This is a genomic window from Streptomyces sp. NPDC015345 (assembly GCF_043078805.1).
In the GTDB taxonomy this organism is placed as follows: domain Bacteria; phylum Actinomycetota; class Actinomycetes; order Streptomycetales; family Streptomycetaceae; genus Streptomyces.
The window spans coordinates 603,641-625,217 of sequence record NZ_JBIBTX010000006.1; the positions used below are offsets into that span (position 1 = coordinate 603,641).

Here is a 21,577-nt window from a genome sequence, read left to right on the forward strand (position 1 = left end):
CCACCCGCCGATGGGCACCGGTCGCGAGAGGTCCTGCCGCTACCTCGGCATCAGGGCTGTATCGGTGACGTGGACTGTCATGCGGGGCGGAGGAGCGCTGCCGCTTGCGCACGTGCGTCGGCCAGCCAGGCGGCGCGTTCTTCGGGGAGCGAGCCGGTGACGGTGCGGAAGACGACCCTGCGTACGTCGGAGACCCCCACGTACGGCAGCACGCATGCCGCCCAGACACTCTGCAGTGGATCACCGAATTCGCTCTCCTCCCGGTCGGCGGGAGTATCGGAGGTGTTCAGCACGAGGGCTCGGCCGGCCTTCAGCAAGCCGGCGGGTTCGCCCTCCGCCGTCTCCAGCTTGTACGCGACCCCCGGCGCCAGGACCCGCTGCACCCAACCCGTGAGGACAGCGGGCGGCATACCCCACCAGTTCGGGTGCACGAACACCATGGCGTCCAAAGTGGACAGCTCTTCCCGGTGCAGCGCCAGCTGCGCGTCGTGGGATTGCCCTGCCGATTCGACCGTCCCCGTCTCATCGGCGGAGAGCAGAGCCGGGAACCCTTCCGCGTAGAGGTCGTGCACCACCACCTCGGCTCCTCCCTCGCGCAGCTCTTCAACCACGGCGTCGAACACGGCGTGGTTGAAGCTCCCCGGACGCGGGTGAGCAAGATAGACCGCTACGCGCATGGTTCCCCCAGTCGACACAGACGACGTCGGCCCCGTCGGATGGGAGCCAGACACTGGAGCGCCGCAAGGCGCCTGATCACCATTATCCGTATCTCCTTTGCCGACGAGGCCGGTGCGGAGACCTTGAACTGCCGACCAGGATCGGCAAGTGTGAGGGCCCAGCCTCAGGTACCGCTCGGCTGGATCATCTTCCGGCCGGTGGTGCTTCCGCCGTCCAAGGTGACGACTGCCGGCGTTGTTGAGCAGGGCGACACCTCCACCCCGATGGGCCGGGGAGGCACCGTGGGAGAGGTCGCCGCCGCAGCGCTGTACCTGGCAACCGAGGCCACCTTCACCACGGGCGTGGAACTGCCCGTGGGCGCCGGGTTCGGTCAGGGGGCCTCGGCGAATGATCCCGGTGCTCGGTAGGCAGGGTTCTCCTGCCACCGGCTGATCACTCGCCTGGCCAAGGTGGTGATGCCCTCAAGACTCTGTGACCTGGGCCGGTGAATGCTCGGGGTGGCACTGCCGCGGTGTGGACCATCGGGATGGCCGCGTCCCAGGCCGCGGCCCGGCCGAGGGCGTCGATCGCTCGTCGTCGAGTTCGGGCGCGTCGACGCCCCGACCTCGGGAACATCCGCGGCGGAGTCGTGCAGGCTCCAGCTCCGGGGCAACGGCCCCGGTCAGCAGCGGCCTACCCTGTTTCGCCGCCTGCACCGTAAAGCCGCCGAGCCAGTGATCATGTGGCGGAGCCGCCGAAGGCAGGCACAGTGACGTAGCCGTATCCGGCCGACAGCAACACCGTCTCACCGGCACACACGCATGGCTCAGGCCGAGACAGGCGTACGCGACAGGGCTGTGCGCAGTGCGAAGACACCGAGCAAGCCCCCTGCCGCGAACCGCTGAGCGGCCATCACGCGGGGCCGAGCGGCCAGGAACCCCGACACCCGTGCCGCGCCCAGCATGATCAATGCGTTCACGGAGAGTCCCACGACGATCTGCACACCACCGAGCTGCAGCAGTTGTGCCCAGGCCGGGCCCGCCTGCGGGTCCATGAACTGAGGCAGAAGAGCGGCGTACAGGAGAGCGATCTTGGGGTTGAGCAGGTTGGTCAGGAGCCCCATCGAGAAGAGGCGGGCGTCGGATGCGGGAGGCAGGTCCCGGGCCGGAGCGAAGGGTGAGCGGCCACCGGGCCTCAGCATGTCCCAGGCCAGGTACGCCAAGTAGGCGGCTCCGGCGAGCTTGACCACCGTGAATGCCAGCGGTACGGCGGTGAACAGGGCCGACAGGCCGGCGGCCGCGGCCAGCAGATAGCACAGGAATCCCACGGCGGTCCCGGTCAGGCTGATCAGACCCGCCCTGCGGCCTTGGGTGATCGCGCGGGAGGCGAGGTGGATCATGTTCGGTCCGGGAGTCAGGGCCATGCCCAATTCGACCAGGGCCACTCCCCCCACTGCGGCCAGGCTTATCACTGGTCAACTCCCTTGCATTCGCCGGCGCTCGGCGTGGGGCGGCATCGGCTGCGACGGACGAATGCGACGCACCGGCAGTGCCTGCGTCGCGTGCCTCAGGATACGGCCCCGCCGTCCGCTGTCTCCTCGCACCCTGACTCCAGCTGACCGACGACCCGAGCCGACGCCGAAGCTGGTCGAGGACAGACCACCGCAAGTGCCAGACCGCCAGGCCCTGTCCGGGATCCTCTTCCTGCTTCACACCAGCATCCAGTGGGAGTACCTACCCCAGGAACTCGGCTTCGGCTCGGAAATGACCTGCTGGCACCGCCTGGCAGCCTGGTGGGCCGACCAGACATCCGCGCAGGTAGCTGGCCTTTAGGTGATTCACCTGGGCAAGTCGGCGGATGAAGGAGCCTGTTACCTCACCGAGTCGCTGTGAGACCTGGACGGGGAGCCGGGCCAGATGTTCGGGCGGTGCGTCGGTCACCGGGCGGCCGACGTCTTCATCGGTTTCCTTACGGTGCTGACGACGACGTCGTCCTGACCACCGAGCTCTCCCGGTGGCCCGGCGGCCGCCCTGTTCGACCTGCGCCCATACGAGCCCTGCCCGCAGAGGCCCGGCGTCGCGTGCCGCTGCTACTGCTCCGGTGTTCTCGATTCACAGCAGCGTCCACTCGACTCCAGCCCGCCATCCGGCTGCGCGCGGTCGTAGCGGCCCTGAGAGTCGGCGCGGGCCGCTACCGGACGGGGCGCCGCAGGTGTAGTACGTGTTGGTCGTGACGGAGTACGTATCCGCCGTCACCGTCGTGCAGGTGCTGCTGGATGTATGCCTTGACGGCGTCCCGTGTGGGGGAGGTCCCGCCGGGGATGCTGAGGTGGAAGTCGGCGACGGTGACGGCCTCGTCCAGATCACGGCTGCGGTAGCGGGCGGGCAGGGTGTCCAGTTCCATGTCGCCGAGCAGGCCGGGGGGAAGGACGGTCAGGTCGTCGGCCAGTTCCCTCAGGTCGAAGCGGAGCCCGGTGAAGTGGTGCACCATGCGCATGCAGGCCTGGTCGGGATTCTGTAGTAGGACGAGCAGGAGACCGCCCGGCGCCAGCCATTCCATGATGCGTGACACCGTCGCCACCCATTGGGCGCGCGGGACGTAGTACAGCACGTGTGAGAGCAGGGCCAGGTCGGCCCGCGCGTCGATCGTCGCTTCCAGGACGGGTTCGGCCAGCACCTGGGCCTGTGGGCACGTCAGTGCCAGGGCACACCGCATCGGCTCGCTGGGCTCGATGCAGACGGTCCGTTCGAAGTGCGGGGCGAGTTGCCGGGTCGTGGTGCCGTCGGCGGGACCCACATCCAGCAGCACCCGCCGGGTGGGCAGCTGTTCCACGATGTTCTGCAGGTAGGCGTGGGTGGCGCTCTTCTCGTCCGACCCGGCGAGGAACCGTGTGTAGGCCTCTCTGTAGGCGTCTTCCTGCGTCCGCAGCGTTCCCGCTTCCGCGGTCTTCCGCAGTTCCACTTCCGTGCTCCCTCGAATGAGGCCGCATACCTGCCTTGCGCGCCGTCGGCAATTTGGCACGACAGTGCCATGGTCAGCCCGGTTGCCTGGTGAACGGCACACGTCGACGGGCGGCGGGACGGGGCGCACCGAGGCAAAACTGCGCGGTGCGGGTAAGCGTCGGCCGCCCACCGCGTGCCGAACCGTGCGCGGGAGCGCGGTGAGTGCACTGCTCTCCGCCCTGGCCGGGGCCCTTTTGCTGCCGGAGTGGCCGCGGTCGACCGGCGAAGGTCCGGTGTTAGCCCCCCTTGAGGGCCCTGACGTGCGAGCCGTCGATCACGGCGTCGTCGATGTCCAGCGGATCCGCCGTGCGGAGTTCCGCGAGGAGGATGGCGCGCAGGTGGGGCCGGACGCCGGTCTCGGTCCAGTCCCGCAGACGTCGCCAGCACGTCACCCGGCTGCAGTCGATCGTCTCGGTCAGCACGTCCGTCCACGACAAGCCCGTGCGTGGTGCGTAGACGATCCCACGCAGAGCCGCGCGGTCATCCGCTGGTAGGCGGCCGGGATACCGCCGACGCCGCAGCGGGCGAGGAGAGAGCAGCGGGGCCACGCGATCCCACAGGCCATCAGGCACAAGATCATCCGCTACCTGTAGGACTCTGCCGCCCGCCCAACGGCCAAGCTCCTGAACTGAACCGAAACTGAACCGAAACTCATTCTGAACTGATCGGTAAGGGAGGTCTTCCCCGTGGGGTGCCTGCGGCCGGTGGTCCGCGCCCATGCGACGAGCCGTTTTCGCGAGCCGACCGGAGCCGAATGCGGGCGGCAGATTCCCGGAGCCGCGCACACGTGGGAACCGTGCGCAGTGGGCAGAGCGCAGGGGCGGGCCGATCAGTTGGCCGACGTGTTCCGTGTCATCTCGGCTGCCTCGGTGATGGCGCGTCGTCTGAGATCGCCGAACAGCTGCATCGTGGCGGCGGCCAGGACGTCGTCCCCGCCAACAGTCCGCCCGTCCCCGCGACGGGTGGACAGGGTGAGCAGGGGGTCCTTGAGCAGCGGGGCCGGGGCCGACTCGCCCGGCACCACCAGACTGACCGTCCCGAAACGCCTGACCCCGCCGTCGCGGACGACCTTGGCTGCGTCCCGGGCCAGGGCCGTCAGGAACACGCTCGCGATTCCGTCCAGGTCGCGGACCATCACCGGGACCGCCCTCACCCCCCGGCTCCCCAGCAGCTTTCTCACCCCGGCCTCGAACCGGTGGGCGCCGGCCACACCAATCGGTGTACGCGCCCCGCGGCGCTCACGAAGAGACACGAGCGCACCATCGGCGTTGCGCACCTCGCCCATCAGGCCGTGGAAGGTCGGGCTGTGCAGGTACCACGCCGATCCCACATCCACCTCGACGTTCCGGTCGATCGCCGAGATGAGGTCCTTGGGAATCAGCCGCTTCCTGCCCTCCTCGACCGCCGCGCTTCTCGCGCCGTCGATGATCTCCCTCAGCACGGTCCGCGTCACCGACGCGGCGGCCCACGCGGCCGGCCGGGAGACGTGCAACGAGGTCACGTCCCTGAACACCGCTTTGACGAGCTGAGGCTTGAACGGCAGGTCGGTCACGACGGAAGCGGTCCGCGGACCGCTGCGCTCGGTGGGCAGGGGTTGTGCGGTCATTCGAAGAATGTGCTTTCTGCTGTCGGAGGTGTCAGTGGCCCATGCCGCACCGGACGGCGAGGCCACAGAGCTCTGCGGAGGGCGCCGAGCCGACACAGGGGGCCTGCCGGGCGGGGCCAACGGCACGCGGTGGTGCAGGCGGCCCCGCCCGGATTCTCGGCGTTCCGGCGACCGGGCGTGCGGCAGGGGGGCCACCCGGGCGACGCGCTGTGGTGCGGCGCCGTGCCGGTCAGGCGATCTGGTACTGCCGACTTCCAGGAAGTGGCGCGGCGCTTCGGGTGTGTTGTCGTCCAGGGCGGCGTTGGCCGCCGCGCACAGGGCCGGGCTGATGGACGAATCGGCGAGGATGCGGGCGATGGCGACGCGGTCGTCCTCGGCCTGGGTGATGTGGTAACCGGTCTCCAGCCAAACGCGCATCGCCTCGGGGTCGTTGGCGTCCGGGAGGGCCTTGGCTTCTCCTGTCACACGCCGACCGCTGTCCGGGTCGGCGAGGATCCGGACTGAAGCCACCCTCAGGTCGTCGGCGTCCGGCTCGTCCGCGGACGAGGACACCGCGGGCACCGTCACCGCGGTCGGTGCCCGCCGTGGCGGCGAAGGACGGGGCGGCGAGCAAGAGGGCCGGGGCAAGGACCGCGGCGATGCCGGACGCTACGTGATGCAGTGACAAGGGGAATGCTCCTCTTCGTTGGCGACGGAGGTGAGTTGAGGACGCCTCAGGGCGTTCACTTGGGTGATGCTGTCACCTGGGTCTGACAGCGGCAGTCGCCCTGCTGCGGTCGCAGGGCACCGTCGCCGCGGACTTGGCCGGTGTCTCATGGCGACGCGCCTTCGAGAAGGGTTGCCCTGAGCGCGGCTCGTGGCTGTCGGGGCATGATCGGGGCGTGACGATTCCTGGGGGTCGTGGTGTGGTCCGAGCGTGTGGTGGTGTGCGACGGGGTTCGGCTTGGCTGCCGGCCTCGGGGGGCGGGCCGGGGAGGCGCCGGGAGTCACCAAGACGGTCATCACCGTGGCCGCCGGCCTCGGCGTCGGACTTGCCGGGGTCATCACTGGCCAGGACCGGGAGTGGGTTCAGGAGTGGCCGCCGACACGGCACTGCTGATCACCGCGGTGGCTTCGTTCACTTCAGGCGACAGCCTTTGTCCACCGGTTCGAAAGGCAGTTGACGGTCAGCGACGGCTCGTACGTGCATGAGAAATGACGTCACAGCGTGGGACGACCCGCCGCCCGGAGGCACCCCTTGCGTGGTGACGCAGCGCGCCGTCGTGATACGGCAGTGATTGAGGAGTGCGGTGTGAGTGTGCTGGTGCCTCCCCATGGAGGACCTTCTGCAGCTACACCGGTCACTTCTGGGATGCCGGGACGAGAGCGGGCGCGGCCTTGAAGGAGATGGCCTCCATCAGCGGCTTGCGCTTGGTGTTGTGGAAGGCCGCGATGCGCCACTGGCCGTCCGACTCCCGGACCAGGGTGTAGGTCTGGACCTTGGTCAGTTTCTTTGGCTTGCTGCCTTTGTAGCTGTCGCCCCGGCCGGTGATCACGGCGGTGTCCGGACCGTAGAAGCGGATGTCCAGGATCTCGTCGGCGAGCTGTGTGCCCTTGAGGAATTTGGCGAACAGCGTGCGGTGGCTGTCGATGATGTCCCGGCGGCCCTGGTAGTACGTGCCGACGAAGGTGACGTAGGTGGCGTCCTGCGTGAACTGCGCACCGTAGGTGTCGGCGTCGTGGCGTCGCCAGGCGTCGACGAGTGAGGCGATCACTGTGGTGACTGCATTCCGGTCGTCCGTGGTGGTCATGGAATCCTCCAGGTAGCTAAACTAGTGCAGATATTGCATGTAGACAGTATCTGCACGTGTGCAACTATTTACGCAAGGGGTATCCAGGGATATGGCAGACCCGACGCCGGCAGATGAGCACTTGATCTTCCGTCAGTACCTCGACGCCGTGGGACTCCACGGCATGGCCGGGGCGGAAGCGGTGGGGCTCGGCGCCTCCGAGTGGTATGCGCTCAGCCAGATCGCTTTGGAAGGCACGCTCACCTCGGGAGAACTGGCCGCACGCACCGGTCTTACCACCGGGGCGACCACTCGCCTCATCGACCGCCTGGAGCGAGCCGGATTCGTCCGCCGGGCCGCCGATCCGGATGATCGACGCAAGGTCATCGTCGAGCCGGTGGCCGACTCCCTCGACCAGATCGAAAAGGTGGTCGGGCCTGCCCGCCGCCGGATCGCCGAGGTTCTCAACCTGTACACGCCAGACCAACGCGCTGTTCTCTTCGACTACTTCACTCACGCCGCCCCTGCTTTCCGTGCGGCCACCGAGGAGATCCGGGACGCGGCAGCACACGGTCGTCAGCGCAAGGGAGGCGCGGCGGCTCGCCGCTCGTGAGGGCGGCGAGCCGCCGAGTCGGAACCGGCGGTGTCAGCTGGACTTGGCTGCCTGCTCGGCGCGGGCTCGGGTGCTGGCGAGGCGGTAGGAGTCGGGGCCGGTTTCGATGATGGTGCCGTTGAAGGTGAGGCGGTCGACGATGGCCGCGCGGAGGCGGGGGTCGGTGAAGGTCTTGGTCCAGCCGCCGAAGGACCGTTGGAGGTGATGGCGACACCGTTCTTCTCCTCGCGCTCGGTCAGGACCTGGAAGAGGAGTTCGGCGCCGCGACGGTCGAGTTCCATGTAGCCGAGCTCGTCGATGCACAAAAGATCAACGCATCCGATGAGGCCGTGACGGCGCACAGACCGAGTGCGGCGGAGGCAGCGGCGGTACGAAGACGCATGAAGTTCCCCCTACGCGCACGCACAAGTAGAGGAACAGGATCCGGACGGCGATCAGGCGCAGCCGGGCCCCCCAGATGCTGCTCCGGCCGGTGACCAGCGGCCGGAGGGGCTTGTTGACGCCGCAAGGACGAGGTCCGTGCGCAGCACACCACGCGCGAAGCAGCCGTTGCCGCCACCGGGGGAGTGCGACCATCACGACGAGGAGTGCTCCGCCCCCGTCGGGGCGGCCGGGTGAGGCTCGGCGGGGAGGAAGGTCACCTGGGGGGCGCCTGTGCGCGGATGGACGGTGACCTCGCCCATCACGCCGTAGACCTCATCCAGGAGTTGCGGCGTGAGGACGTCGGCGGGCGGGCCCGCGGCGGTGACTTCGCCGTCGCGCAACACGTAGAGGCGGTCGCAGTAGTACGCGGCCAGGTTCAGGTCGTGCAGGGCGACCACGACCGTCGCGGGCAGCCGCCGCAAGGCGCCGAGGACCTCCAACTGGTGGCGGATGTCCAGGTGGTTGGTCGGTTCGTCCAGGACGAGGAGGGACGGCTGTTGGGCGAGAGCGCGGGCGATGAGCACGCGTTGGCGTTCGCCGCCGGAGAGCTGGTCGAAGGAGCGGTGGGCCAGGTCGGTGGCGTCCACCGCGGCAAGCGCCGACGTGATCAGAGCGGCATCCTCGGGGGTGTCCCCGTCGAGCAGCCGTTTGTGCGGGGTGCGGCCCATCGCGACGACCTCACGCACCGAGAGGTCGAAATCGGCGCCCGACTCCTGCACCACCGCGGCCACCGTCCGGGCGAGTTGCCGTACGGGCAGCGACCAGGCGTCGGTGCCGTCGACGCTCACCCGGCCGGTCACGGGGCGCAGGACGCGGTAGACGGCGCGCAGCAGGCTGGACTTGCCGCTGCCGTTCGGCCCGACCAGTCCGATGACCTCGCCGGGGCGGGCGGTCAGGGAGACGTCCTCGACCAGGCGGTGCGCGCCGGCGGTGAGAGTGACCCCGTCGATGACGAGTCGCGTGCCGGTCATGCCCCTCCTCGGTCGGTGGTCCGCCGGGCGTCGCGACGCATCAGCCACAGGAAGAACGGACCGCCGCACAGAGCCGTGAGCACGCCCACGGGGATTTCCATGGGTGCGGCGACGATGCGTGCGGCGATGTCGGCCCAGATGAGGAAGACCGCGCCGCCGAGGGCGGCCGTCGGCAGGACGCGGCGGTGGTCGCCGCCGACGACGAGGCGGACGATGTGCGGCAGCATCAGGCCGACGAAGCCGATCGGTCCGGCCGCAGCGACCAGGATGCCGGTGACCAGAGAGAGCAGGACGAACATGCGGGCGCGGAAGCGCGCCACGTCCAGCCCCATCGTGGTCGCGGCTTCCTCGCCGGCGAGCAGCAGGTTCAGATTGCGGGCCTGCACCATGAGGATGCCGACGCCCAGGAGCACAGCGGCGCTGGGCAGCCAGAGGGTGTCCCAGTTGACGCCGCCGAGACCGCCGAGGGTCCAGGCGAGGACCGCGCGGGCCTCGTTGCCCCGGTCGGTGGTGAGCAGCAGCAGGTCCAGTACGGCGGTGAGCACCGCGGCGATGGCCACACCGGACAGGACCAACCGTGCCGAGGTGATCCGGCCGCCGGTACGGGCGGTGGCGTAGACGAGCAGCAGTGCGCCCAGCGCACCCGCGAACGCGGCGGCCGACAGCGACACCGGCCCGAACCAGGTCACCCCGAACACGATCACTACGACCGCGCCCAGGGATGCCCCCGAGGAGACGCCGAGCAGGTAGGGCTCCGCGAGCGGGTTGCGGATAAGGGCCTGCAGGGCGGTGCCCACCACGGCGAGCCCGGCGCCGGCCACCGCGCCGAGCAGCACCCGCGGCGCCCGTACGTCCAGCACGATGGTCTCCCGCGCCCCGGTCCAGTCCGGGGTCGCCCAGTCGGCGCCCAGCGCGTGCGTCACGATGCCCCATACCTGGCCGGGCGGCACCCGCACCGAGCCGATGGCCAGGCCCGCCGTGGCGGAAACCACCAGCAGAACGGCCAGGACGACGAGGGTGACGGCGAGAGTGGCCGGGCCCGTCCGCCTGTCGCCCTGCTGTCGGCGTCGCACGGCCCGCTCGGCGCCGGTTTCGGTGGCGGGGGCCGTCACGCGAAGCTCTTGGGATGGATGCCGCGGGCCAGGTCCTCCACCGCGTACGCGGACCGCACGCCGACGAGGGTGGCGGTCAGCGGCAGGACGACGAACCGCTTGTTCTTGATGGCGGGCACGTCCTCGAGAGCGGGCTGCGAGAGCAGGAACTTCTTCTTCTGCTCGACGCTTCCGGCGCCGGCGTAGTCGTAGATGGCGATGACTTCCGGCTTGCGCTCGACGACCTGCTCCCAGGAGACGTCGCCGAAGACGTCGTCGAGGTCGGCGAAGACGTTCTCGCCACCGGCCAGTCGGATCACTTCGGTGCCCAGGCTCTTGCCGCCCGCGGTGAAGGCGGACTTGTCGCCGCTGTCGTACACGAAGACGGGCACCGCGGGCTCGCCCTTGACGGCCGTCGCGGGCTTGTCGACTCGTGCCTGGAGCTCGGACACCAGCTTGTCCGCCCGGTCGGACACCCCGAAGATCCGGCCGACGGCGCGGATCTCCTCGTAGGTGTCCTTCATCGTCACGCGCTTCTTGCCGCAGTATTCGCGGTTGAGGTGGGTGTCGATGCCGGCGTCGGCGAAAGCCTTGCGGGAGCGGCCTTCGTTCTCGGCGAAGGCGCTGCCGTAACCGCCGTAGACGAGGTCCGGCTCGGCGTCCAGGACGGTCTCGAAGGAGGGTTCCCTCTTCGCCAGTTCCGGGATCGACTCGAAGTCCTTCTTCAGCTCGGGCAGGACGGCGGAGTCGGGGAAGGCGGTGCCGACCATACGGTCCTTCAGCCCGAGGGCGAGCATCAGTTCCGCAGGGTGCTGGTGGATGGTGACGACGCGGGAAGGCGGCTTGTCGTACGTCGTCTTCACGCCGCAGTTGTCGATGGTGACGGGGAAGCCGCCGGCCGAAGATGCCGTGGCCTTCGCGTCCTGGGCGGTGTCCTGCGACGAGCCGCAGCCGGCGGTCAGCAGGGCAGCCGACAGGGCGACGGCCGCGGCCGTGACACGCAGGGCAAGCCGCCTGCGGGGAGAGGTGAACAGCGGGGGACGGGACGAACCGTCGTACACGTTGAGCCTCCTGGGGAGTCCGCGCTCCTCGGAACGGGCCCGCGACAGGCCAGTGTCCTGACTCCCGGATCGACGCTCCCCCTGCCTTCCCGCGCGGCGCGCGGTGGCGTGTCGAAGGGTGCACTCCCCGGTCACAGTGGCGGGACCGTGCCGGATTCGCACCGGCTTCCTGTCTCCCGTCGCGGCGATGACCAGGTGATACTACGGTCCGCCGAGCACAGGCCAAAAGGGCGTACGCCCCCGCGCGCACGCCCCCGAGCCCGCCGTCACACCTCGCGGACCGCCCGCAGCACCAGCCGCTCGGCGTTCTCGTCGTAGGGACGGCCATCGAAACCGCCGAAGATCTCCACCCGGCCGAAGCCCGCCTCCTCCACCATGCGTCGTAGCTCGACCGCGCTGTACACGAACCACACCAGGGTGGCCCGCGTCACCTGATCGCCCCGGACCAGGACCCAGTCGCTGCGCAGCCGCGCCCAGTCGTCCAGCACGGTGTCGGTCTGCACCATCAAGTCCTCGCCCCGCTGCACCACCTTGGGCGGGGTGACCCTACGGGCCAGCAGTTCCTTGCCGGCGAGGTCCAGGACGAGCGTGCCGCCGGGGGCCAGACAGGAGTGCATGGTGCGCAGCACACGGGCGTTGTCGGCCGGGTCCTCGAAGTACCCGAACGAAGTGAACATGCTGAGGACGACATCGAAGGCGCCCGGCGCCTCGTACTCGCGTGCGTCGGCCTGGACGTACCGGACCTGGGCACCGGTGCCGGCCGACCGCTTCCTGGCCCGGTCCAGCATGGCCGGGCTCAGATCCACTCCCGTCACATCGCAGCCCCGGTCGGCCAGCGGCACGGTGAACACACCCGGTCCGCAGCACAGGTCCAGTACCCGGGCGCTTGCGGGGAAGGACAGCAGGGGAGAGGTGTGAAGCAGTTCCTCGGCCTGCGCGTAGCGCTGCTCGGGGAAGAGGAAGTCGTAGAACTCGGTCCAGAAGCCATCGTCCTGGAACCCGCCCGTTCGTGCCATGCGGTCTCAGTGCTCCTTCGTCGTCGTCATCATGCGGGTCGGGTGTCTTGCCGGGCGCTCGCGCAGCGCCAGCAGGGCCGGAGGCAGCAATACGCACTGGGCGGCGGCCAATAGCCAGAACCAGCCGGTGTTCCCCGCCTGTTCGGTGAGGCCGTACACCTGTCCGCCGAGCACTCCGCTCGCGCAGGCGCCGAGCCCCGCGGCCAGTCGCTGCTGGCCGAAGACCACGGCGTCCGAGCGTGGGCTGTGGTGCAGCGCCTCCAGGTCGTTCTTGAGAAACAGGACGATGTCGCCCAGGGTGATCAGTGTCCCGCCCGCCAGCAGCGCGGGCCGGGTGCCGATCGCGAGGACGGCAAGCCCAGCGGCCAGGCCCGCGAAGCCGATCACGAGGGCTGTCGCGTAGGGCATGCGCCGGATCAGGCCGGACGCGAGGGGCTGTACGACGATGACCACGGTGAAGCAGAGCAGCAGGACCAGGCTGTAGAACGTGCTGGAGGCCCGCTCGACGGCGTACACCGCCAGGAAATGCTGGAAGTGGAAGTAGAGGTAGAAGGCGAGCGCGTTGGCGGCGAACGGCAAGGCCGCCACCCCGGCCAGCAGCCCCTGCCCGGCCGACTGCCCGCCGGACTCACGCGCCCCAGCCGCCGCCGGGAGGCGCGCGTGGCCCACGGTGACCAGGACGAACAGAGCCGTGACGGACACGAACAGCCAGCCGGGTGAGGACAGCACGAACGGCCCGGCGACCAGCGGCCCCACCGCCATGCCCGCGTTGAGGGCGGCATTGCCCGCCGACAGGAACGCCGGGCGGCGCTCGTCGTCCACGCCGTGCACGAGGTACGCCTTGTTGGCGGGCAGGTACAGTGCGGCGCCGCAGCACGTCAGCACCAGCGCCCCGACGGCGAGCGGCGGCCAGCGCAGGGCCAGTAGGAGGCCGACGAATCCGGCGGTGCGGATGATCAGTGCCCACAGCATCGTGCGGCGCAGCCCGATCCGGTCCGCCAGGGCCCCGCCCACGACCCCTCCGGAGAACTGCACGAGGGACGCCACGGCGAGCACGACACCGACCGTGCCGAGCCCCATCCCGAGCCGTTCGTGCAGGAACACCGACATGAACGGCAGGACCATGAAGCTGCCGAGTGGGATCAGGAACGAGCTGAGCAGCAGGAAACGCAGCGGTCCGTCGAGCGGGAACAGCGCGGCCCGCAAGCCTTCCCCGCCTGATACGCGTTCACCCACCGGACGCCTCGCGGTCGGGGGCGTCGGTCGGCGGAAGCGGCTCGGTGAGCACCCGTACGGCGTTGGCGGCGGCCACCGCGTGGTGCGTGGCCAGTTCGGCGGTCTCGGCCTCCGCGCAGACGATGCCCGCGTAACCGCGGCTGTCGGCCAGGTGTTCGATAGGGTCGCCGACAGAGGTGACCGGGTACCAGGCCGGAGACCCCGGCATGTCCGCCAGCCGGTCCAGCCCGGCGACGCCGGTGAACACCCCGGGCGCGGCCGGGTAGCCCAGCACGAAGGCGACGGCCGGACCGCCGGGCAGGTCCGCGTCCATCAGCCGGGGACGGCGGCCCAGCGCCGTCTCGATCATCGCCTCGTACACGTTGACACCCAGCGCCCGGCACATGCCCTCGCCGACCAGGGCGCCACCGATCCGGGGGTTGATCTCGACGACCTCCGGGCCGCCGGTGGTCAGGACGAACTCCACGTGCGCGAAGCGGTCGGTGTAGCCGATCGCCGCCAGCACCTCATCGAGCCATCGCTCCAGGATGTGCCGCCGCGCCTCTGGGAAGGCCACGGGGAACGCGGTGATCTCCTCCCGGAAGTACGGCTCCGGTGACATGAGCCGGCTGGAGACGCCCAGCAGCCGGGTCCGGCCCGCCCAGGTGAGGGTCTCGGCGCTGTATACCGGTCCGCTGAAGTACGGCTCCGCGAACAGCCGTCCCTTCAGCTCCCGCCCGGTCGCCTCGTCCAGGGCCGCCACCAGTTCCGGCTCGTCGCGGACCAGCCAGACGTTCTGACTTCCGGTGCCCGCCGTGTCCTTCAGGACGGCGGGCAGACCGACCTCCTTGAGCACCAACTCCTCCCCGTGTTCCGTGACGCCCACCGCTCGTCCGCGCGTCAGCCCGGCCTCGTACAGCCGGTTGCGTACGGCCGCCTTGTCCCGGGTCAGCCGCAGGACGGCAGGATCAAGGCCGGGCAGACCCAGCCGTTCCGAGAGTTCGGCGCCGACGAGCGTCCAGGTGTCGGTGGAGCTGATCAGACCGCGCAGCCCGGGAGTCCGGTGCAGCAGGTCCGCCACGTGTTCCACGTCGAAGGTGTCGACCTCCACGACGTCGAGGGCATCCGGCGAAAGCCGCTCCAGCTCGTAGGTGTAGTACGACGGGTCGCGGGTGAGCAGTACCAGTCGCTCGCCGAACGCGTCGGCGGCGCTTACCAGATGTCCGATTCCGAAGGTGAGGGACTCCAGGCAGACGACGCTCATGCCGCTCGCTCCTTCCAGTCCGCCGGGCAGACAGCGCGTCGCCAGGACATCGTGGACCAAGGCATCGTCATCTCCTCGGGTCCGGATACTTCGACGGGTTTCAAGGCGGCGGGGTCCAGGGCCTCCGCGTGCCGGGCGAAGACGCGCTCGGCGTAGCGGTGTCCGGTGTCGGCGCCGATCACCAGGTGCAGCCGGTCGGGGTGGCGGCGCGCCTCGTGCGTGGCTGCCAGGTATCCCGCGCCGGTGGACAGCCCCGCGAAGACGGCGTGCTCGCGCAGCAGGGCGATCGTGCCGGACATGGCGTGGGTGAAGTCCAGCCAGTGGAGGGCGTCGTAGAGGTGGTGGCGGACGTTGTCGAAGACGATCGACGACCCGATGCCGGCGATGATCGCCTCGGGGTCCTGGTGGTCCTGGCTGCCGAAGGTGACGCTCCCGAAGGGCTGCACGCCGACCAGCCTCACCGAGGGGTCCGTGGCGCGCAGGCGCTCCACGAGGCCGCCCGTCGAGGCCCCGGAGCCCACGCCTCCCACGACGGTCAGCGCGGCCTGGGGAAACGCGGTCGTGATCCGGTCGGCGACCTCGTGGTAGCCGAGGTAGTGGATGTCGTCGTGGTATTGGCGCATCCAGTGGCAGCCCGGGTGTTCGGCCAGGATCTCCCGCACGCGCCGCACGCGTAACTCCTGGTCCAGCTGCAGGTTCTCCGAGGGCCTGACCTGTTCCACGGTGGCGCCGAGAATCTCCAGCTGGGCGCGCGTGGTGGTATCGACGGTGGTGGACGCGACGATGTGGCAGCGCATGTCGTAGCGGTGGCAGGCCAGTGCCAGGGCGTAGGCGTAGATGCCGCTGGAGCTGTCGATCAGGGTCTGTCCCGGGCGGACCGTGCCCCGCTCCAGGAGGTGGCGGACGGCGGCGAGCGCCGAGTAGATCTTCATCGACTCGAACCGGATCAGGACGAGACCGTCGGTGAGCCGGACGAGGTCGGGGATTTTCAGGGCATCGGCGATGTGGGGGTGAATCACCCGTAACCTCCTTGGGCGAAGGAACACTGGTGGCCGAGCGAGTGGAGGTAGGCGGACAGGTCCGACTCGACGTCGGAGCCGGGGCGGTTGGGGAAGAGGCAGCCGATCAGGCAGCCCGTGTGGGCGACGAAGGTGCCGTCGGCGACGAACCGCTCGCGGTGGGCGAGCATGCTGTCGAACGTCGCCTTGGGCAGCACGTTCTGCGACAGGGCGGCGCTGGCCGAGTGGCCGGAGGCGAAGCCTTTGAACGGATCCGTCCGGCAGCGCTCGTACTCCTCCCCGTGCCGCCGGTATTGCTCAAGGAGAAGGTCGGTGACGGTGGTGGTGTCCACCGTCCCGGGCCCGGTGATGTATGCGGTGTGGAAGCCGATGTCCGTGCCCAGCCGCCGGATCACACGGTGTCGGCCGCTGAGGTACAGCGCGAACTCGCCGAGAAAGACACCGTCGGCCCGCTCGATCCCCGTCAGGATTCCGAGCACCACGCCCGTGTCGTACGGCAGGGCGAAGAGCCGGAACAGACAGCGTGGTGTCGCCACGATGTCGGCGGTGGAAGTCGCCGTCCGCAGCGGGCCCTGACAGAGCTCGCCCAGGGTGCCGTGGCAGACGCCGGACACGGTGCGTCCCGGCTGCTGCCGCGTCTCGCCGGACTCCCGGGCGGGTGTCAGCATCGTCCCGTCCGGTCCGCCGAAGGGCAGGCCGACCGGCATCTGGCACGGATGACGGGAGCTCGCGTGGTCACGGACATGTGCTCCTCCTGGTCCCGAATCCCCGAATGAGGACGGGAAGGAGGCGTGGCGCAGCAAACGCCGCACAGCCGTCCGTACCGCCAACCCAGTCCTCGAGGTCACCGTGCACAACCCGCGTGTCAGGCGCGGGCGCAGTGGCAGGTCTTCGGACTCGTGGGCCGGCTCACCGGAGATCCGGCGGGCACCTACCGGCCATCGCTTCCCCGGCCCCATTCAGACATGGGCCCAGTGCTGTTGACGGCTTTCGTTCCCACTCACCGCTGCGGGACAGTCCCGGATTTCCACCGGGTTCCCTCTTGCGTCGCGCCGCCGAGTGCCCGGTCGGACAGGAGGCGCGAACCGACTGCGCGCATCAGCGTAGGGCGGCTCACGCCACCGCGGCAGGGGCACACCCCCGGTTGTCCGAATGTGACGGTACACGGGACGGCATCCGAATCCATGGCAGCCAATCGTCCGCAGAAGATGCTCTGGCCGGATGTGGACTCCGTAACTTCGGTCACCTGGGCCACACTTGGTTCTCCCATGACACTGCACACCGCCCGTCGGTGTCCCGCGCCCCGGAAGGCTCAGGATGCTGCGAGAAATGACGCCGGGAGACGACGGCGCGATCGAGCCGCCCTCTCGCGACCGGCGTCCGGCTGACCGCGTCTCCCTGCGCGCCGATCTGCGGGCCGCGCTGCCCGACGCGGGTGCCGCGGTCCTGGTGACGGTGGCCGTCTTCGCGTTCCTGTACGTGCGCATGGAGTCGGGTGACTCGGCGACGGTCGCGGTCATGCCGTTCATGGACGACCCGGCCACGTACTGGATGTACCTGCTCAGCCAGGCATTCGGCTGGTCGGGCCTGCTGTGGGCCTGGGGCACGGTCATGCTCGGTCTGCTGCTGTCCGGGCCACGCCCCGCCCGGCCACCGGTCTCCCGGCAGGTCCTGGAACGCTGGCACCGCACCACGAGCCTGACCGCGATGGCCCTGATGTTCGCCCACGCGCTGATGTTCGCGGCCGAACTCGTACGCTACGAGGCCCGGCTGGCTTGGGCCGAACGGCTGTGGGCGGGATTCGCGGACACGTTCGTGCCCGGCTGGTACGACTCCGGCACCGGCCAGATCGCCATCCCCATCGGCCAGGGGGCCCTCTACCTGGCCGTCCCGCTCGGGCTGCTGTTCTACGTTCGGCACCGCATCGGCGCGAACACCTGGCGGCGATTGCACCGTTTCGTGATCGTCGTGTACGTGCTGAGCGTGTGGCACACCCTGTTGTACGGCACCAACGTCTGGTACGGCGAGTGGCCGCGCACCGTTCTGTGGCTACTGCAACTCCCCGTCGCCGCCTTGCTGTTGCTGCGCCTGCTGCGGCCCGCCCGGCGGTCCGAGCAACTGGGCCCACTGAGACGCCGCGAGGGCGTCTCACTGCTGGGCCGGGCTGTGCGTGCCGCCGGACGGGTAGCCGCCGGGGCGGTGGTGGTGGGTCTGCTCATCGTGGTGGCGTCCGGCCATGACGGGGGCCGGGAACGGCCGGCCGAGCCGGCCTCGACGAGCCCGCACGCTCACGAGCCCGAGTGATCCACGGCGCTGCCGGTCTGGTGCGGCCCGCGAGCACGACCGCCCGCATATGGGTGACCGGTTGGTCTCATGACTGTGGCTCGGCCTGGTCAACGACCCGGCCGCGACGGAGGACATCACCGCCTGGGTACGGGCAGGCGGCCCCGGCGTCGCTCCCCGACCGGAGATCCTGGACCTGTCCGCCTTTGCCCCACCGCGCCGCCGCACGGCTCCGTGAACGGCGGACAGCGCTGCGGGTCAGAGAGGCAGCGGGGCGAGCCCGCGGGCGGGATGGCGCGGGCCGATGAAGACGACGATGCCCTTGCCGCCGGGGGAGGGATGGGTGGCCTGGACCCAGCCCTGGCGGCGGTAGAAGGCCATGGCCTGTGGTGCCTGGACCGAGGTGAGCAGCCAGGAGCGGCCCTCGGGGGCGCCCTCGGTGACCGCCGCCAGTAGGTTTCCGGCGAGCCCGCTGCCGTGCGCGCCGGGCCGTACGGCGAGTTCGTCCACCTCGAAGGCGTCGCACAGCCAGTCGTTCGTCCGCCGAGCACCGAGACCCGCGGCGGCCTGCGGATAGCAGCGGTCCGTGGGGAAGGGCGGGAGAGTGGTCCACCCGCTGGCGAAGCCGAGCACGTCCCGGCCGGCGAGGGCCAGCGCGGCGGTGAAACCGGGGCGCCGCGCGTCATGGTGGAGGCGCTCGGTGAACTCGGAGGCCTTCGCCTCGTCCTCGTTCCATGGCGGCGCGCTGAAGGCGTCGACGTAGACCGATCGTAGGGCGTCGGTGTGGGCGAGGACATCGCCGCCGCGCAACACCTGCACGACGGGAACCAGCGGGGAGTTCACGAGATCCTCCTCCTTCTTGCAACAGAGTCCTTATTGCAACCAGTGTGCAATAAGGACTCCGAGGTGATGCAGGGGGTATGTCAGGAGCCAGACAGCTCACCACGGACGGCGCGTGCGGCGGCGACCAGGTTCTCCAGCGATGCGCGGGTCTCCGGCCAGGCCCGTGTCTTCAGGCCGCAGTCCGGGTTGACCCACAGGCGGTCGGCGGGGATGGCCTCAAGGCCGGTCCTGAGCAGCGCGGCCGCCTCCTCGGCGGAGGGGACGCGCGGCGAGTGGATGTCCCAGACACCGGGGCCGGCCTCGCGGGGGTAGCCGTGCGAGGCGAGCTCGTGGGCGACCTGCATGTGGGAGCGGGCGGCCTCCAGGCTGATGACGTCGGCGTCGAGGTCGTCGATGGCCTGGACGATGTCGCCGAACTCGGCGTAGCACATGTGGGTGTGGATCTGGGTGTCCGGGCGTACGCCACCGGTCGTGAGACGGAACGCCTCCGTCGCCCAGGCGAGGTAGGCCGGGTGGTCGGCGGCGCGGAGCGGCAGCGTTTCCCGCAGGGCGGGCTCGTCGACCTGGATGACGGCCGTGCCCGCCGCCTCCAGGTCGGCCACCTCGTCGCGCAGGGCGAGGGCGACTTGGCGGGCGGTCTCACCGAGCGGCTGGTCGTCGCGGACGAAGGACCAGGCGAGCATGGTGACGGGCCCGGTGAGCATGCCCTTGACGGGCCTGGAGGTCAGGGACTGGGCGTACGTCGTCCAGCGCACCGTCATCGCCTCGGGGCGGGAGATGTCGCCGGCGAGGATCGGCGGCCGGACGTAGCGGGTTCCGTACGACTGGACCCAGCCGTGCTGCGTGGCGAGGTAGCCGGTGAGCTGTTCGGCGAAGTACTGGACCATGTCGTTGCGTTCGGGCTCGCCGTGGACGAGGACGTCGAGGCCAGCCTTCTCCTGGTACGAGATCACTTCTTGGATCTCCGCCTTGATTCGCTCCTCGTAGCCGGCCGCGTCGATCACAGCAGCACGCAAGTCGGCGCGGGCAGCGCGCAGTTCGGTGGTCTGCGGGAAGGACCCGATGGTGGTGGTCGGCAGGAGCGGCAGGCCGAGGCGGGACCGCTGGGCGGCGGCCCGTCCGGCGTACGGCTGGGACCGGCGGGCGTCCGCGTCGGACACCGCGGCGGCGCGGGAGCGGACGGCGGGGTCGCGGGTGATGGGGGAGTTGGCCCGGGAGGCGAGGACGGCCCGGTTGGCAGTGAGGCGGCCGGTGATGGCATCGGTGCCCTGGGACAGGCCCGCGGCCAGGGTGACGATCTCCGCCGTCTTCTGCCGGGCGAAGGCGAGCCAGCGCAGGATGTGCGGGTCGATGTCCTTCTCGGCCGCCGCGTCGAGCGGCACGTGGAGGAGGGAGCAGGAGGCGGAGACGTCGACGCGGTCGGCGAGGCCGAGCAGAGTGCCGAGCGTGGACAGGGACTTCTCCAGGTCGTTGCTCCAGATGTTGCGCCCGTCGACCACGCCGGCGACGAGCCGCTTGCCGGGGAGACCGCCGGCGGCGGCCAGCGCTTCCAGGTTGGCGGCGGCGGGGCCGGTGAAGTCGAGCGCCAGTCCTTCGACGGGTGCCTTGGCGAGGACGGGCAGTGCCTCGCCGAGGCGGTCGAAGTAGGTGGCGACGAGCAGCTTCGGCCGGTCGGCGAGACCGCCGAGGTCGCGGTAGGCGCGGGTGGCCGCGTTCAGTTCGGCGGGGGTACGGTCCTGGACCAGCGTCGGCTCGTCGAGCTGGACCCATTCCGCCCCGGCGGCCCGCAGGTCGGCCAGCACCTCGGTGTACACCGGCAGCAGCCGGTCCAGCAGGGTGAGCGGGTCGAAGTCCGCGGCCACGCCCGGGGCCGGCTTGGCGAGCAGGAGGTAGGTGACGGGACCGACGAGCACCGGCCGTGCGCTGAGCCCGAGAGCGAGGGCTTCCTTGAGTTCCGCGACCTGCTTGCGCGCGTCAGCCGTGAAGACGGTGTCGGGGCCGAGCTCGGGCACCAGGTAGTGGTAGTTGGTGTCGAACCACTTGGTCATCTCCAGCGGCGCCACGTCCTGGGTGCCCCGCGCCATCGCGAAGTACCCGTCGAGGGCGTCCGCCTCGACGGCGGCGCGGTGGCGCTCGGGAACGGCGCCGACCATGACGGTGGTGTCGAGGACGTGGTCGTAGTACGAGAAGTCGCCGGTCGGCACCTCGTGGAGGCCGGCGCCGGAGAGGTGCTGCCAGTGGGTTCGGCGCAGTTCGGCGGCGGTGGAGTGGAGGGCGTCGGCGGTGACGCGGCCCTTCCAGTACCCCTCGATCGCCTTCTTGAGCTCCCGCTTCTGCCCTTGACGGGGGTAGCCGTACACGGTGGCCCGCGCTGCCGTGGCTGCTGACTTCGTGGTCACGGAGATCTCCTTCGCGAGATGAATCCCTGAGATCCCGGGGACGGGACGAGAGCGCGAAGGGGCGAAAGACCGCCAGGGGCGAGCGCGCGGCGCGGCGCGGTCGTCCGCCTGGTTGTGTTCGCCGACCCGCCCTCGAGGTCACCGGAATATCCGCGCGCGGAATCGTCCGCGTGCGGGCAACGGGCAGGTCTTCGGACTCGCGGGCACGTCCTCCTTGGGGGAGGGCACCTACTGGCCGTCGCTTCCCGGGTCAGGTACTCGGACCCAGTGCGTATGACGGCGGTCGTTCCCGCTCACCGCTGCGGGGCAGTCCCGGATTCCCACCGGGTTCCCTCTTACGACGCC

Annotated in this window: 18 protein-coding genes, 5 pseudogenes and 3 riboswitches; of the genes and pseudogenes, 5 read left to right on the forward strand and 18 right to left on the reverse strand. The window is 70.1% G+C overall.

Going from position 1 to position 21,577, the window contains the following annotated elements:
• Positions 1–77: 77 nt before the first annotated feature.
• Positions 78–677: an NAD(P)H-dependent oxidoreductase gene (locus tag ACF062_RS26710; protein ID WP_392141923.1), complete on the reverse strand. Its 600-nt coding sequence runs from the start codon at positions 675–677 to the stop codon at positions 78–80.
• A gap of 150 nt (positions 678–827) precedes the next feature.
• Here ACF062_RS26710 and ACF062_RS26715 point away from each other — a divergent pair, with 150 nt between their 5' ends.
• Positions 828–1,085, forward strand: coding sequence for a hypothetical protein (locus ACF062_RS26715; RefSeq protein WP_392141925.1), 258 nt, complete (start codon positions 828–830; stop codon positions 1,083–1,085).
• Between the two features lie 398 nt (positions 1,086–1,483).
• On the opposite strand, the gene ACF062_RS26720 is transcribed toward ACF062_RS26715, so the two are convergent.
• Positions 1,484–2,128 (reverse strand): LysE family translocator, encoded by a 645-nt coding sequence (locus tag ACF062_RS26720; RefSeq protein WP_392141927.1) that lies wholly within the window; start codon positions 2,126–2,128, stop codon positions 1,484–1,486.
• 202 nt (positions 2,129–2,330) lie between these two features.
• Between ACF062_RS26720 and ACF062_RS26725 the strand changes: the two are divergent.
• Positions 2,331–2,450, forward strand: a pseudogene (locus tag ACF062_RS26725) (transposase); the annotation flags it as partial.
• Between the two features lie 397 nt (positions 2,451–2,847).
• On the opposite strand, the gene ACF062_RS26730 reads toward ACF062_RS26725, so the two are convergent.
• The 5 genes and pseudogenes from ACF062_RS26730 to ACF062_RS26750 form a co-directional block, all read right to left on the reverse strand.
• Entirely contained in the window at positions 2,848–3,618 is a 771-nt protein-coding gene (locus ACF062_RS26730) for a class I SAM-dependent methyltransferase (protein WP_392142045.1), read from the reverse strand.
• A 234-nt stretch (positions 3,619–3,852) separates the two neighbouring features.
• A pseudogene (locus ACF062_RS26735) lies at positions 3,853–4,231 on the reverse strand (transposase); the annotation flags it as partial.
• A gap of 257 nt (positions 4,232–4,488) precedes the next feature.
• The gene (locus tag ACF062_RS26740) at positions 4,489–5,265 is read right to left on the reverse strand and encodes a hypothetical protein (RefSeq protein ID WP_392142047.1); all 777 of its coding nucleotides are present in this window, start codon (positions 5,263–5,265) and stop codon (positions 4,489–4,491) included.
• A 300-nt stretch (positions 5,266–5,565) separates the two neighbouring features.
• A pseudogene (locus ACF062_RS26745) lies at positions 5,566–5,682 on the reverse strand (hypothetical protein); the annotation flags it as partial.
• A 923-nt stretch (positions 5,683–6,605) separates the two neighbouring features.
• Positions 6,606–7,055, reverse strand: a complete 450-nt coding sequence (locus tag ACF062_RS26750; RefSeq protein WP_392141928.1) for an SgcJ/EcaC family oxidoreductase — start codon at positions 7,053–7,055, stop codon at positions 6,606–6,608.
• Positions 7,056–7,146: 91 nt separating this feature from the next.
• Between ACF062_RS26750 and ACF062_RS26755 the strand changes: the two genes are divergently transcribed.
• Positions 7,147–7,647, forward strand: a complete 501-nt coding sequence (locus tag ACF062_RS26755) for a MarR family winged helix-turn-helix transcriptional regulator (RefSeq protein WP_392141929.1) — start codon at positions 7,147–7,149, stop codon at positions 7,645–7,647.
• 33 nt (positions 7,648–7,680) lie between these two features.
• Here ACF062_RS26755 and ACF062_RS26760 read toward each other — a convergent pair.
• The 9 genes and pseudogenes from ACF062_RS26760 to ACF062_RS26800 all read right to left on the reverse strand — a co-directional run.
• Positions 7,681–7,967, reverse strand: a pseudogene (locus ACF062_RS26760) (ATP-binding protein); the annotation flags it as partial.
• 255 nt (positions 7,968–8,222) lie between these two features.
• On the reverse strand, positions 8,223–9,041 hold the full coding sequence (locus tag ACF062_RS26765) for an ABC transporter ATP-binding protein (protein WP_392141931.1): 819 nt from the start codon (positions 9,039–9,041) through the stop codon (positions 8,223–8,225).
• Positions 9,038–10,153 (reverse strand): FecCD family ABC transporter permease, encoded by a 1,116-nt coding sequence (locus tag ACF062_RS26770; protein WP_392141932.1) that lies wholly within the window; start codon positions 10,151–10,153, stop codon positions 9,038–9,040. The genes ACF062_RS26765 and ACF062_RS26770 overlap by 4 nt, the downstream gene beginning before the upstream one ends.
• A complete protein-coding gene (locus tag ACF062_RS26775; RefSeq protein ID WP_392141933.1) occupies positions 10,150–11,193 on the reverse strand; it encodes an ABC transporter substrate-binding protein in 1,044 nt (347 codons plus the stop codon). Before ACF062_RS26775 ends, ACF062_RS26770 begins: the two co-directional genes overlap by 4 nt.
• A gap of 29 nt (positions 11,194–11,222) precedes the next feature.
• Positions 11,223–11,404: riboswitch (cobalamin riboswitch) on the reverse strand.
• Positions 11,405–11,459: 55 nt separating this feature from the next.
• The gene (locus ACF062_RS26780; protein WP_392141934.1) at positions 11,460–12,209 is read right to left on the reverse strand and encodes a class I SAM-dependent methyltransferase; all 750 of its coding nucleotides are present in this window, start codon (positions 12,207–12,209) and stop codon (positions 11,460–11,462) included.
• A gap of 6 nt (positions 12,210–12,215) precedes the next feature.
• Entirely contained in the window at positions 12,216–13,415 is a 1,200-nt protein-coding gene (locus ACF062_RS26785) for an MFS transporter (protein ID WP_392141936.1), read from the reverse strand.
• Between the two features lie 22 nt (positions 13,416–13,437).
• Positions 13,438–14,688, reverse strand: a complete 1,251-nt coding sequence (locus ACF062_RS26790; protein WP_392141938.1) for an ATP-grasp domain-containing protein — start codon at positions 14,686–14,688, stop codon at positions 13,438–13,440.
• Positions 14,685–15,707, reverse strand: coding sequence for a cysteine synthase family protein (locus ACF062_RS26795; RefSeq protein ID WP_392141940.1), 1,023 nt, complete (start codon positions 15,705–15,707; stop codon positions 14,685–14,687). The genes ACF062_RS26790 and ACF062_RS26795 overlap by 4 nt, the downstream gene beginning before the upstream one ends.
• The gene (locus ACF062_RS26800) at positions 15,704–16,414 is read right to left on the reverse strand and encodes a hypothetical protein (RefSeq protein ID WP_392141942.1); all 711 of its coding nucleotides are present in this window, start codon (positions 16,412–16,414) and stop codon (positions 15,704–15,706) included. Before ACF062_RS26800 ends, ACF062_RS26795 begins: the two co-directional genes overlap by 4 nt.
• A 178-nt stretch (positions 16,415–16,592) precedes the next feature.
• A riboswitch (cobalamin riboswitch) is annotated at positions 16,593–16,751 on the reverse strand.
• Between the two features lie 273 nt (positions 16,752–17,024).
• Between ACF062_RS26800 and ACF062_RS26805 the strand changes: the two genes are divergently transcribed.
• Together ACF062_RS26805 and ACF062_RS26810 are read left to right on the forward strand one after the other, a co-directional pair.
• Positions 17,025–18,011 carry a ferric reductase-like transmembrane domain-containing protein gene (locus ACF062_RS26805; RefSeq protein WP_392141944.1) on the forward strand — a complete coding sequence of 329 codons (987 nt, stop codon included), beginning with the start codon at positions 17,025–17,027 and terminating at the stop codon, positions 18,009–18,011.
• Between the two features lie 73 nt (positions 18,012–18,084).
• Positions 18,085–18,228, forward strand: a pseudogene (locus tag ACF062_RS26810) ((2Fe-2S) ferredoxin domain-containing protein); the annotation flags it as partial.
• A gap of 20 nt (positions 18,229–18,248) precedes the next feature.
• Here ACF062_RS26810 and ACF062_RS26815 read toward each other — a convergent pair.
• Positions 18,249–18,833: a GNAT family N-acetyltransferase gene (locus tag ACF062_RS26815; RefSeq protein WP_392141946.1), complete on the reverse strand. Its 585-nt coding sequence runs from the start codon at positions 18,831–18,833 to the stop codon at positions 18,249–18,251.
• Positions 18,834–18,913: 80 nt separating this feature from the next.
• Positions 18,914–21,232: a 5-methyltetrahydropteroyltriglutamate--homocysteine S-methyltransferase gene (gene metE / locus ACF062_RS26820; protein WP_392141948.1), complete on the reverse strand. Its 2,319-nt coding sequence runs from the start codon at positions 21,230–21,232 to the stop codon at positions 18,914–18,916.
• Positions 21,233–21,417: 185 nt separating this feature from the next.
• Positions 21,418–21,570, reverse strand: a riboswitch (cobalamin riboswitch).
• Positions 21,571–21,577: the final 7 nt, after the last annotated feature.

What these genes read in the sequence shown, in the direction of transcription:
- ACF062_RS26780 (WP_392141934.1), bottom strand. Translation starts at nt 12,209, where the DNA reads ATGGCACGAACGGGCGGGTTCCAGGACGATGGCTTCTGGACCGAGTTC.
- ACF062_RS26790 (WP_392141938.1), bottom strand. Translation starts at nt 14,688, where the DNA reads ATGAGCGTCGTCTGCCTGGAGTCCCTCACCTTCGGAATCGGACATCTG.
- ACF062_RS26800 (WP_392141942.1), bottom strand. Translation starts at nt 16,414, where the DNA reads ATGCCGGTCGGCCTGCCCTTCGGCGGACCGGACGGGACGATGCTGACA.
- ACF062_RS26740 (WP_392142047.1), bottom strand. Translation starts at nt 5,265, where the DNA reads ATGACCGCACAACCCCTGCCCACCGAGCGCAGCGGTCCGCGGACCGCT.
- ACF062_RS26755 (WP_392141929.1), top strand. Translation starts at nt 7,147, where the DNA reads ATGGCAGACCCGACGCCGGCAGATGAGCACTTGATCTTCCGTCAGTAC.
- ACF062_RS26710 (WP_392141923.1), bottom strand. Translation starts at nt 677, where the DNA reads ATGCGCGTAGCGGTCTATCTTGCTCACCCGCGTCCGGGGAGCTTCAAC.
- ACF062_RS26765 (WP_392141931.1), bottom strand. Translation starts at nt 9,041, where the DNA reads ATGACCGGCACGCGACTCGTCATCGACGGGGTCACTCTCACCGCCGGC.
- ACF062_RS26750 (WP_392141928.1), bottom strand. Translation starts at nt 7,055, where the DNA reads ATGACCACCACGGACGACCGGAATGCAGTCACCACAGTGATCGCCTCA.
- ACF062_RS26805 (WP_392141944.1), top strand. Translation starts at nt 17,025, where the DNA reads ATGCTGCGAGAAATGACGCCGGGAGACGACGGCGCGATCGAGCCGCCC.